This window comes from Duncaniella sp. B8, from assembly GCF_005304985.1.
Taxonomy (GTDB): domain Bacteria; phylum Bacteroidota; class Bacteroidia; order Bacteroidales; family Muribaculaceae; genus Duncaniella; species Duncaniella muris.
Map to the genome: position 1 here is coordinate 621,328 of NZ_CP040121.1, position 12,319 is coordinate 633,646.

Below are 12,319 nucleotides of genomic sequence, written 5' to 3' on the forward strand. Positions count from 1 at the left end.
ATCACTTGACGAGCAGATGGTCACCGGTTTCGTTGACAATCGAGCGGTAATAGCGATCGTCATATCCGCCGTAGACCGGCGACACAGGCATTCCTTCGGGAGTGCGTTCGAATTTTCCGTCTTTCTCTTTCTTGATATTGCCGTCCATATATTTGACAAGGAGATAGTCGCCGAGATCCTTATAGCGCTTCACATAGCGGCGCGAAGCAAGGGCAGAGTGATCGTTGAGCAGACTGCGGGCGGCATCAGGCTCGAGAGTCGGCACTTCGGCGAGGAACGTTCTGACTTCATTTTCAAGAGTATCTTCCTCGGCTTTCTGCACACGGCGGATATCATCGATCATCTTGCTGTACTGGTGATAGGCCTGGTTCGCCACATAGCTTGTCACCCAGAATGCAGCGTCCCATGACAGGGTGAGGAGATCGCCGTTGCCCTGGGCGAATTCATGAGGTATTGAAGTGATGCTGCTGTACATGGGCACATACACACAGGTATTGGCATCGTCAACACCGAACCAGAGTATGCCGCGCATCAGTTCAGGATGGGCAGAGTTCATCTGCGACACGAACGAAAAACCGGTCTGCTGAGTGGCGATGGCACGTTCGTTGAGATATTCCTTTCCGTCGACTTTGAACGTCATCGGACGCCAGCGGTAAGGCACCGCATAGGGACCGGCGCCAACATCTTTGGTCATGTCCATCGGAGTACCCTCGAAATGGTCACGCATCATCCACTTCATGTCATTGAGACTCACCTTGCGGTCAGGTTTCACCCAAAGCGGCATAGGCTCGCCCTCGGCCTTCATGATCCAGGGGAGATAGCTGTCCATTCCGTCGGCAAAACGGTTGAAATAGCTCCACACACGGCCGTCACAGCCTCGGGTTGCAGTGCCGTCGAGTTCGCCATAGGCAAGCGAGAAACTGAAATCCTCGTCCTTACCGTTGTAGTAGCCCATTTTGCGGGCGAATTTGATGACATCAGGCGAGTAGAGGGTGTTTTCCTTGTCTTTCAGAGGAAATTTATGGATACGCGGATGGTTGGCATGGCCCGAAATACAGTCGTCGGGGATACGGCGGGCCACCCATACGGCGCCCTTCTCCTTGCCGCCCTTGCCGATCAGTTCCATGATCCAGGCTTCTTCAGAATCGGCAATAGAGAACGATTCACCACTTGAATGATAACCGTATGTGTTCACCAGATCTGTCATGATCTTTATGGCCTCGCGTGGCGTTTTGGCTCGTTCAAGGGTCACATAGATCAGCGAACCATAGTCCATTATACCGGTTGTGTCTTCCAGCTCGTGACGGCCACCCCAGGTGCTTTCCGAGATTGTCAGACCGTGTTCGTTCATATTGCCTATAGTAGTATAGGTTTCGGCTACTTCGGGTATCTCGCCGAGATAGCGGCCTGTGTCCCATTCAACGATCTTCCTCATCGTGCCTGGCGCATGTTTGCCTCCGGGGCGGTTGTAGAGTTCACCGTAAAGCGTATGGCTGTCGGCGGCATAGGTGACAAGCACCGAGCCGTCAGGAGTGGCGTTCTTACCTGCGATAAGGCTCGTGCATGCCAGAGCCGGCTCAACTGACATCAGAGCCAGGGCTCCGAGAACGATTTTATCGAACATTTTCATGATTGGTTTTGTTTTTTTTAATAATTTATGCAAGGATCTGTCAGCCTCCATATTCCAGCAGGAACACCACAGCGGACGTCCGTCTTGCAAAAATAATGAAATTCATCTACAAATCCAAGCCGCAGGATCTCTTTCTGCATCGCACAGAAAAATGTGAGAATGTCTGACAACAAATGTTAAACCCCTCTATAACTTCCGATAAATTTGTAACTTACAAATATTTTTCATTAATTTGCAATCAGGACTCCTTACCTGCATAAACAAATTTCTCATATACTACTCACTAACCAACTGCTTATTTTATGAAAAAGTATCTCGCAGAGATGATCGGAACATTTGTTCTGGTACTCATGGGTTGCGGCAGTGCAATCTTCGCAGGCATTGGCCTCGGCACAACCGGCTATGGCGTGACAACCCTTGGCGTGGCTATGGCGTTCGGCCTTTCTGTAGTGGCTATGGCCTACACCATCGGCAACATTTCAGGCTGCCACATCAATCCGGCCATCACCCTCGGTGTCTGGTCAAGCGGACGCATGAGCGGCAAGGAAGCCGGAGGCTACATGCTCTTCCAGTGCATCGGCGCTATCATCGCTTCTGCTGTCCTCTACATCCTCGTCCACACAGGCAATGAAGCCGGTATCGAAGCCGTGTTCAACAGCACTACGACCACCGGCTCAAACAGCTTCCTCCCCGGCAACATCGTGCCTGCCTTCATTGCAGAACTTATCTTCACTTTCATCTTCGTGCTCGTGGTGCTCGGTTCCACTGACGAAAAGAAAGGTGCCGGCAACTTTGCAGGCCTCGCCATCGGCCTGACTCTTGTCCTGGTCCACATAGCATGCATCCCCATCACCGGCACTTCAGTCAACCCGGCTCGTTCGATCGGCCCGGCCATTTTCGCAGCCATCGAAGGTAACTGTGTGCCTCTCAGCCAGCTCTGGCTCTTCATCGTGGCTCCATTCATAGGAGCTATGCTCAGCGCCTTTGTCTGGAAAGGACTCCGCTCAGACAACTGATCGGCATTCGTAGCTAAAAAAATAAACCGCAGGGGCATGAGGATTGTCAGCATGTCCCTGCGTATTATCTGACACATTCAAATACTCTTCATGAATCTCAACGGACGACGTGAAAGTTCAAACGTCAGCGACCGCCGCAGTGGAGGCGGTGGGGGCGGCAAGAAAATCGGCGCCGGAATCGGCGCGGTAATAATAGCGGCTATCATTGCATGGATCTCCGGTGGAAACCCTCTTGATGTCCTGATCTCTAACGCCGGTTCATTCACCTCCGGCAGCAGCCAGGTCTCGCAGAACTACACCCCTACAGAAGAAGAGGAGGAACTGGCACGCTTCTCCCGCCAGATTCTGGCCGGAACGGAAGACGTGTGGACAAAGATTTTCGCCCGGATGGGGAAGGAATACGAAGCGCCGACCCTGGTGCTCTACACCGATGCCGTCAGAAGCGCCTGCGGAGATGCATCCGCATCTGTAGGCCCGTTCTACTGCTCGGCCGATGAGAAACTCTACATTGACCTGTCATTTTTCCGTGACATGCGCAAGACTCTCGGAGCTGATGGAGATTTCGCATACGCCTATGTGATAGCCCATGAAGTCGGGCATCATGTACAGCATCTGCTCGGCATACTTGACGAAGCCCATTCGCAGATGAACCGCGTAAGTGTAACCGAAGCCAACAACATCAGTGTGCGCATCGAACTCCAGGCCGATTTCCTCGCCGGTGTCTGGGCTTATCATGACAACGAGATGTTCAGCTCCATTGAAGACGGTGATCTTGAAGAAGCTCTTGATGCATCAATGAAAATAGGCGATGACTATCTGCAGAAACGCGCCCGCGGCTACTCCGTGCCCGACTCATTCACCCACGGCACATCAGCCCGGCGCAGCCGCTGGCTCAAAAAAGGCCTCTCGACAGGCGACCTCAGCCAGGGCGACACATTCTCCATCCCCTATTCCAGTCTGTAAGCGCTTATCAGGAAATGCAAACCTTTTTTGCACCTCCACGCATTATCGCACTAAAACTCTATTCTCTTGTGGTTAACTTTGCAGCGTCAGGAGAGTTTCCGGAAAAGTATCGAGGCTACGTTTGAGGCGGCGCTGCTGTCGGTATGAAGTATGGATCTGATCTTTGCATAACCTTCCAGCTGGGCCTCGCGGGCCGGCCCCGCTTCAAGTATCTGCGAAAGTTCACGGTCCACATTGTCAGCCGTACAGTTGTGGACCAGCATCTCCGGCACCACACACCCCCTGCCCCCCGTGCGCACGGCCTCGCGGTTGACCTCACGTCGCGTCTGACGGTCTATCTTCCCGCCTATAAGGTTAGGCAGAGCCACATAGGGAATCTTCAGAATGTGAAGGAATATGTCATGGGCCCATTTCCACCCCACGGCACGATAGCAGACCACCTGCGGACATCCCGCCAGGGCACATTCCAGCGAGGCTGTGCCTGAAGTCACCATAGCGGCATGGGCACCGGCCATCAGCTCAAGAGTGGCGGCATCTACAAGAGGGAAAGAGGTATAGGCTCCATACATCGACTTGTCTATAGAAGGAGCGGCGGCCACCACGGTCTGCATCTCAGGATGACGCCTGGCCACAGCATCCATCACCGGCAGATTAGCCTTGATCTCTCCGACACGGCTGCCAGGCACAAGAGCGAGGATCGGACGCTCCGACAGCCCGTGACGCTGCAGAAATTCCGCCCGCGAAGGCAGTGATTTCAGCACTTCCTCCACCTCTTCGACCGATGGGTTACCCACATAGTCCACCTTGACTCCCCGTTCCCCGAACCATGCAGGCTCAAACGGAAGTATCGAGAAAATGCAGTCTACATAGCGGCGCAACTGCTTGATGCGATATTCCTTCCAAGCCCAGAGCTTTGGCGCGATATAGTAAAACACCTTTATGCCAAGCTCTTTGGCAAATCTGGCCAGATTCAGATTGAAGCCCGGATAGTCGACAAGCACCACGGCATCAGGCCGCATGGTCCGGATGGCCTCTTTAGCCCTACGCAGATTGCCGAGAACCTGCGGCAAGTGGGTTGCCACATCAATAAATCCCATGAATGCCATGCGGCTGAAATGTATCAGAGGCTCATGCCCAGCCGCTTCGGCCATGCGGTCGCCACCGAGAAAAGTGATTTCCGCCGAAGCATCAAGCTTCAGCAACTCTTTGATTACCTGCGCCGCATGGACGTCACCGGATGCCTCTCCGGCTGAAAAGAAATACTTCATAAGCACAAAGATATAGGATTTTTTTCATTTTCTGAAGGATTTTCGCTAACTTGCGCGTTATTAAGAAGAGCTCAACTATTCATTCTTCTTCATCAGCATCACAACTATATGTTCAGATACATCTTCGGGGCAATACTCAGCCTGCTTCCGCTTCTCTCGTTTGGGAAAACGCCGATTTTCGGAAACCCAGAAGTCGATGTCGACAATATGTACGCCTATGTCAAGCGCCACAACCCAGATTTCAGACGCGAAGTTGCCGAGGCCTTCTACAGCATCGGGCGCCGTTACGGCATACGCGGAGACATCGCCCTGTGTCAGGCCATAATCGAGACCGGATGGTTCCGTTTCGACAACGGCACTGCCGTCCGCCCCGAAGCTCATAACTATTGCGGACTTGGCGTGAAAAAGCGTGGCGACCGCGGATGCTCGTTCAAATCCGTGGAAGAAGGAGTCACAGCCATGATACAGCACCTCTACGCTTATGCCTGCTCAGGCAAATTGCCGAAAGGAGAACGCAAGATAGATCCCCGCTTCGACTATGTGAGCCGCGGTTGCGCCCCGACATGGGAAAAACTCGCCGGCCGCTGGGCAATGAATCCGCGTTACGGCAAAAACATAATGAAAATCTATTCCGGACTTGCCTCCAAAGCCCACTCCGGCGGCAAAGTGCAATTCATAGAAGTCAATATCCCCGATGATCTCCTTGACGGCGATGAAATTGACTACTCCGATCTTGACTATGCCCATGACGTTGACACTCCGGAAATCTCCGTGGCCGATGACGATATCTTCAACTGACCCCATTCCACACACCCCCGAAAACAGACCAATGAAAGAAAAAGACATCATATCAAACATCGCCTCCCGCCTCGCCATCACCGAACTCAACGCTATGCAGAAACGCATGGCATCTGTAAAAACCGGAGGCAACACCATTACACTCCTGGCCCCGACAGGTTCCGGCAAGACCGTGGCATTCGCCATAGCCCTGCTCAAAAGCCTTGGCCCGGCCGACGGACGGATACGTGCCGTGGTCATGGCTCCATCGCGCGAACTTGTACTCCAGATCTTCGATGTAATCCGCCCTATAGCCACCAGACTCAAGACAGTCGCTTTCTACGGCGGACACTCCATGCAGGAAGAAAAAAACTCACTGTCTGTAACCCCTGACATCATCATCGCCACTCCCGGCCGTCTGCTCGACCACATCACCCGCGGTCTTGTCGACCTTTCAGGAGTACGCACACTCGTGCTCGATGAATATGACAAAGCCCTCGAACTCGGATTTGCCAACGAAATGAAGCGCGTGTGCAAAAAACTCACATCTCTCAGCCTCATAATCCTCACCTCAGCCACACGCCTTGACGAACTCCCCCCCTTCCTCCCGGTGACACAGACCTCCGAACTGATTGACTTCAGATCCGACTGCTCTCCGCGCCGCAGAATACAGATTGTCAATGTCCCGTCACCGACACGCGACAAACTCGATACCCTCATCGACCTCCTGCGCTCGCTCGACAACGGACGCGTGATCGTCTTTGCAAACCATCGAGAAAGCGTAGAGCGCATCTACTCGGCTCTGCGCAAAGCCGGACTGCCGGCGGGAATCTATCATGGCGGCCTCGAACAGAACGACCGCGAAAACGCCATCGAGATGCTCAACAACGGATCGACCCCCATACTCGTCTCAACCGATCTCGGCGCCCGCGGTCTTGACATCCCCGAACTTTCGGCCGTAATCCATTATCATCTCCCCCCCTCGCCTGAAGCCTGGACCCACCGCAACGGCCGCACAGCACGCCAGCAAGCCTCCGGCGAAGTCTATGTCATCACCTCCGAAGGCGAAAACCAGCCAGAATATCTCGAATGGGACCGCGAACTGGTGCCGCAAGGCAAAAGCTCCGACCCGATTGTCTCCGATACCGCCACTCTATATTTTAACGTAGGCAAAAAAGAGAAAATCTCGCGAGGCGACATCGTAGGCTTCATCGTAGCCAAAGGCAACCTTGACGCCGGAGCGATAGGCCGCATAGCCCTGCGCGACCACTCGGCGCTCGTGGCAGTTCCACTCAAAGAAGCCGCAAGGCTCATCGACACCCTCAACAGCCACAAAATCAAAAACACCCGCGCCAGAATCTCCCGCCTCGGCTGATAAGATGCCATTTAACCTCTCACCGTAACTATTCAGCGAATGGAAGATATAGGCACCAAATCTTGAGGATATTGAATTAAGATCTTATCTTTCAGTAATTTAATAGCTAATTTATTTGCAAATGTCAAATAAATTAGCTATCTTTGTATCTGTGAAACAACAGATTAGCGACATATCATCCATTCTAGCCGGAATGTCAGAACAACTCAAGTCCATGCAGGGCACTATCGATTCCCAGCATGCCGAGATATGTTCGCTAAATCGTAATGTTGATAGACTTCTTAAGGAAAACCGTGAGTTACGCAAGCGTCTGGAGAAGTATGAAAAGCCGCCGATGGACTCCGGCAACAGCAGTACTCCACCATCGAAAGAACCGATAAAGGCTGAGGTGGAACGCCGGACAAAATCATTGCGGAAGAGATCGGAAAGACCCGTAGGCGGTCAATACGGGCATGAGGGAACTACACGCAAAATGGTGGAGACGCCTGACGAAATTCAGGATATGTCATCCAGCTATTGCAGTGAGTGCGGGTGCGATCTGTCGGATGTTGAAGGAGAACTTGATTATGTCAGCCAAGAGATAGATCTGCCTCAGATACGGCCAATTTATCGTGAACGCAGATTCTATAAAAAAGTCTGTATCTGCGGATGTTGCAATCGTGATTATGCACCGCGTCGCAGGGGAGGTAATGCCATTACTTTCGGCAAAAACATACGAGCCATTGCGACTTATCTGAGTGTGGTGCAATGCGTGCCTTACGAGCGGTTGCAATCCCTGTTCGCCACGATGTTCAATGTACGCATCAGTCAGGGGACGCTTGTCAATATCGTCCGTGAGACGCTTGACAAATCCCGCCCGGCAATCGAACTTATAGAGCGTCTGCTCAGAGAATCATCCGTAGTCGGCTTTGACGAGTCCGGATGCTATGTCAAAGGCAGGCTCAACTGGTCGTGGATTGCACAGACTGCGTATCTGACCCTCGTGTTCCGCGGTGCGGGCCGTAGTGCAAAAGTGCTTGAAGAGCGTTTTGGTGACTCATTGAAGAAAATGACAGCCGTAACTGACCGCCACAGCGCGTACTTTGCCATCGACTTCCTAAATAATCAGATATGTCTGGCTCATCTGCTGAGAAACCTGGAATACCTTAACGATATTGACAAGGAGCAGACATGGGCAAAGGAAGTACAGACCTTATTACGCGAGGCCATTCATCAGAGAAACGAAAAACCGGTCGATATAATACCGAAAGATGACTGGCTCACAAGGCTTGATGGCTTGCTCAAACGGAATCTTGACAGTCTGCGCAAAGAGTTTAATGAGTTGAAGAGGGGGATAATAAAATGCAGGGACTACATCTTCAACTTCCTTGAAAATCCGGCCATACCATCTGACAACAACGCTTCAGAACGTGGAATCCGAAAACTCAAGGTCAAGCAGAAAATATCCTGATGCTTCCGCTCCGGTACCGGTGCCGATGCCTTCCACGCACTACATTCCATTGCTGACACGGCCTGGAAAAACGGACAATCTCCTCTCGATGCTATATGGAAAACCCAGGCTCGGATGACCCCTTAGACCAGGTTGAATTGACCCCTGAAGCCAAAATATCACTGACCCTTTTGCCCAATATAAAAATGACCCCTGTCGACGTAATGTCAGCAGGGGATTTTATATGTATCTTTGAATTCCGTTTTGGCCGACGGGGGATATAATTCAAAGAAAACATGAACACAAAATTAAAGAATATTCTCCTATGTCACGCATCAGGGATGGGCATAAAATGCATCAGTAGTGCCTTTGACATATCCCGGAACACGGTGCGCCGCTATGTGAGAATGTATCAGGACAGCGGTATACCCGCTGAGAAGCTGCCGTCGCTGAGTGATGCGCGGCTACAGGAACTATTTGCCATACCAGGGGCGAGGGAACGTAAACCGTCGGAGCGGCAGGTCAGGCTTGAAGCCCTATTGCCCGATTATGCGGCGCGACTTTCTCGAAAGGGCATGACGGTCAAGAAGTTGTATGAAGAGTATCATACCGGCCATCCCGATGGCTATCTGAAGGCATCTTTCGGGATGAAACTCAGGCAGTTCATGCTGCAGACCAATGCCATCGGGCATGTGGAGCACCGCGCCGGAGACCAGATGTATATCGATTTTGCCGGAGACAGATTGGAAATAGTCGATGAGGCAACAGCCGGGATACGAAAGGTCGAGGTGTTTGTGGCGATACTTCCATGTAGCCACTACACATATTGCGAGGCAGTGTGGACGCAGAAGAAGGAAGATCTGATAAAGGCCTGCGAAAACGCCATCCGTTTCTACGGCGGCGCACCATGTGCGATTGTGCCTGACAACCTGAAATCTGCAGTCACGCGCAGTGGCCGCGACGAGCCGGTCATAAATCCTGACTTCGAATCCTTTGCCGAGCATTACGGCTGCGCCGTGGTGCCTGCCCGTGTGCGGCATCCAAAGGACAAGGCCCTGGTGGAAAATGCAGTAAAACTGATGTATTGGTCTGTGTACGTAGACCTTGAAGGTCAGATTTTCCATAATCTGGAGTCGCTTAACGAAGCAATCCTCAGGTCTCTGGAGAAGTTCAACGCGCGTAATCTGACGCGTCGAAAGGAATCACGCCGTCAGCTCTTTGAGGCTGTGGAGCGGGACAATCTCCGGCCATTGCCTGCGAACCGCTATCAGATGAAACAGCGGGCTGTCGCGACAGTACAGCGTAACAGCTACGTAACTCTGCACAAGCATCACTACAGTGTGCCTGTGCAATATGTAGGCAAACGTGTGGAACTGGTCTACGACACTGACACGATCGACATCTTTCATGGCTTTACCCATGTGGCGACGCATCACCGCAACGATACTCCGTATGAATATACAACGAAACCGTCACACAATCTCCCCGGACGCAAGGGGAGCTGCGAGAGCGACATTGCGGAACTGCTTTCACGTGCGGCACAGATCGACAACATCGTATTGCACAATCTGCGGGCTGTCATCGAGGACAGGCGTTATCCGGAACTTGCCTTCAGAGTCTGCCGTGGCATCATGAAACTTGAGAAAAAGTATGGACAGGAACGGCTTGTGTCAGGATGCGCCGCGGCAATGGACGCACGCCTTTACAGTGTCAGCGACATGGTGGACATACTTGAGTCCGGAGCCGATGCGGATTATTTGCCGGGGGCTGATGCCGACGGCAATGACCGTCAGACACCATCCCACCGGAACATACGCGGTAAAGAATATTTTGCCGCGAGCATAAAACTATCAGCCAACAACAACGAACAACATGGAAACGAACAATAAAACCACGCCAATAACAGCGGAGAAAGACCGCAACTCCATCTCTCTGGATCTGATGCACCGTATGCGCTTACACGGCATGTCGGCAGCGTTTTCCGAAAGTCTTCAGGCCACATTCGCCGAGACAATGACACCTGACAGCTTTCTGAACTGGCTGTTATCCACAGAATGGGACTACAGGGCCGCACGCAATATTGAGCGCCTGGTGAAAAACGCAAACTTCAGATACGACGACGCGTCGGTGGCGCAGATTGACTATAACCTTCCGCGTGGCCTGGATCGTAATCAGATGGAGCGTCTCGCATCGCTGGACTTTATCCGTAAAGGTGAAAACCTGTTCATCACAGGCTGTTCTGGTACGGGCAAAAGCTATCTGGCAACAGCACTGGGATACGAGGCATGCAAGGCCGGTATGCGCGTACTGTACGCGAACGCATCCAAACTGATGGGGACCCTGAAAATCGCCAAAAACAAAGGAACAATCGAAACGGAGCTCAAGAAACTCGAAAAAACGCAGCTTCTGATCCTCGACGATCTCTTCCTGGTGCCTCTCGACGCCAAGGAACGCGCACACCTTACGGAAATCATCGAAGACCGCCATGGTCGCAAATCAATCATCGTGACATCACAGCTCCCCGAACTGGACTGGTACGAAGCAATCGGTGACTCCACAGTGGCAGATGCAATACTCGATCGCATTGTCCACACTGCTCATCGAATCACGCTTACCGGCGAAAGCGTCCGTAAGCTTAAAGCTATAAAAAGCCGATAAGACAAAATAAAATTGACCCCGTCGGCCAGAACGTTTTCAGGGGTCAATTCAAAATATTTTCAGGGGTCAATTCAACCTTGGTCTAAGGGGTCATCCGAGCCTGGGTTTTCCAACAGACATTTGAGTTCAACGGTAACGACAGTGGCGACGATGACGGAGGCAAGACCCCCGGAACAATCGTCCCTGTCAATCCCGGAACAATAACACCGATTGCCCGATGAAAAAATTACTGATGTTCTTTATGGCTTTGCTGACCCTCGCGGCGGCAACGCCGGCAGCCAACGCAAAGCGGTCGATTATGGAGCTTCCGCTATTTGAGCGAGCAGTACTGATTATAAAGAAGTTTGAAACACTTCATAAGCCTAAACACTGGCCGACGATATGCTATGGTCATGTCGTTCAGCGGGGAGAACATTTCACACGCCGCCAGTACAGTGAACGGGAGGCTGATGCTCTTCTTCGCCGTGACTATGCCAAGTTTTGCGAGTTGTATAAAGAATATGGGCGTGACAAGTATATTCTTGCGGCTCTCGCTTATAACATTGGCCCCGGAGCCGTCAATAAAAGCAGCGTTCTGAAAAAGTTGAAACGCGGCGACCGCAACATCTTCAAGTCCTATACCTCCCACTGCCATTACAAAGGCAAGTGGCACTCCGGCCTTCACAAAAGGCGGCTTACGGAGCTTGCAATTCTTTACACACCATAAAATATGCCGCGATGCTATTCATTGAAACAAAATAGCATCGCGGCATTTGTATAGTTTATCAATCCCAGTCATTTAATGATTCGATATATTTATCGACATCAAGTATATGAACATACCTTTTACGATTTTCCAAACAAGTGGAACAATTACAGATTTCGGATTGAATATGGATTCCCTCAGTTGCAGGATTATCCTTTTCAATTTCTTCTTCCATTATTTTGCAATTTCTTCCTTGAAAGAATTGGCAGGCTTAAATGCCGGAATGTTATGAGCCGGAATAATCAGGGTGGTGTTCTTGCTGATGTTACGCGCGGTCTTCTCTGCTCTCTGCTTGACGATAAAGCTACCAAAGCCTCTGAGATATACGTTTTCACCATGTGCGAGACTGTCCTTAACAACGGTCATGAACTGTTCGATAACGGTAACAACTGCGGACTTGTCGATGCCGGTTGTCTTTGCGATTTCACTCGCTATTTCTGCCTTAGTCATTTTGTACT

General features: G+C 51.6%; 12 protein-coding genes. 8 read left to right on the plus strand and 4 right to left on the minus strand.

The genetic code is table 11. The features are described 5' to 3' along the window. Window position 1: 1 nt before the first annotated feature. Window positions 2-1,630, minus strand: a complete 1,629-nt coding sequence (locus tag FDZ78_RS02910) for a dipeptidase (protein WP_136409049.1) — start codon at window positions 1,628-1,630, stop codon at window positions 2-4. A 302-nt stretch (window positions 1,631-1,932) separates the two neighbouring features. On the opposite strand from FDZ78_RS02910, the gene FDZ78_RS02915 reads away from it, so the two are divergent. Continuing rightward, complete coding sequence (locus FDZ78_RS02915; protein ID WP_136409050.1) at window positions 1,933-2,646, plus strand: MIP family channel protein; 714 nt, start codon at window positions 1,933-1,935, stop codon at window positions 2,644-2,646. Between the two features lie 90 nt (window positions 2,647-2,736). Continuing rightward, window positions 2,737-3,609: a neutral zinc metallopeptidase gene (locus tag FDZ78_RS02920; protein WP_136409051.1), complete on the plus strand. Its 873-nt coding sequence runs from the start codon at window positions 2,737-2,739 to the stop codon at window positions 3,607-3,609. Window positions 3,610-3,695: 86 nt separating this feature from the next. On the opposite strand, the gene FDZ78_RS02925 is transcribed toward FDZ78_RS02920, so the two are convergent. Continuing rightward, window positions 3,696-4,877: a lipid-A-disaccharide synthase gene (locus FDZ78_RS02925; protein ID WP_136409052.1), complete on the minus strand. Its 1,182-nt coding sequence runs from the start codon at window positions 4,875-4,877 to the stop codon at window positions 3,696-3,698. Between the two features lie 108 nt (window positions 4,878-4,985). Between FDZ78_RS02925 and FDZ78_RS02930 the strand changes: the two genes are divergently transcribed. From FDZ78_RS02930 to FDZ78_RS02955, 6 genes are all read left to right on the plus strand, one after another. Next, window positions 4,986-5,675, plus strand: a complete 690-nt coding sequence (locus FDZ78_RS02930; RefSeq protein WP_136409053.1) for a glucosaminidase domain-containing protein — start codon at window positions 4,986-4,988, stop codon at window positions 5,673-5,675. Window positions 5,676-5,706: 31 nt separating this feature from the next. Further along, window positions 5,707-7,029, plus strand: a complete 1,323-nt coding sequence (locus tag FDZ78_RS02935) for a DEAD/DEAH box helicase (RefSeq protein ID WP_168189999.1) — start codon at window positions 5,707-5,709, stop codon at window positions 7,027-7,029. 193 nt (window positions 7,030-7,222) lie between these two features. Beyond that, the gene (locus FDZ78_RS14560) at window positions 7,223-8,479 is read left to right on the plus strand and encodes a transposase (RefSeq protein ID WP_240743521.1); all 1,257 of its coding nucleotides are present in this window, start codon (window positions 7,223-7,225) and stop codon (window positions 8,477-8,479) included. Window positions 8,480-8,754: 275 nt separating this feature from the next. Then, complete coding sequence (gene istA, locus FDZ78_RS02945) at window positions 8,755-10,347, plus strand: IS21 family transposase (protein WP_136409056.1); 1,593 nt, start codon at window positions 8,755-8,757, stop codon at window positions 10,345-10,347. Further along, the gene (gene istB / locus FDZ78_RS02950) at window positions 10,331-11,116 is read left to right on the plus strand and encodes an IS21-like element helper ATPase IstB (RefSeq protein ID WP_136408497.1); all 786 of its coding nucleotides are present in this window, start codon (window positions 10,331-10,333) and stop codon (window positions 11,114-11,116) included. Before istA ends, istB begins: the two co-directional genes overlap by 17 nt. Window positions 11,117-11,333: 217 nt before the next feature. Beyond that, window positions 11,334-11,822, plus strand: a complete 489-nt coding sequence (locus FDZ78_RS02955; RefSeq protein WP_123475505.1) for a lysozyme — start codon at window positions 11,334-11,336, stop codon at window positions 11,820-11,822. Window positions 11,823-11,880: 58 nt separating this feature from the next. On the opposite strand, the gene FDZ78_RS14565 is transcribed toward FDZ78_RS02955, so the two are convergent. Together FDZ78_RS14565 and FDZ78_RS02960 are read right to left on the minus strand one after the other, a co-directional pair. Then, window positions 11,881-12,036, minus strand: a complete 156-nt coding sequence (locus tag FDZ78_RS14565; protein WP_160632018.1) for a hypothetical protein — start codon at window positions 12,034-12,036, stop codon at window positions 11,881-11,883. Beyond that, entirely contained in the window at window positions 12,036-12,311 is a 276-nt protein-coding gene (locus tag FDZ78_RS02960) for an HU family DNA-binding protein (protein ID WP_123400558.1), read from the minus strand. The genes FDZ78_RS14565 and FDZ78_RS02960 overlap by 1 nt, the downstream gene beginning before the upstream one ends. Window positions 12,312-12,319 lie beyond the last annotated feature (8 nt).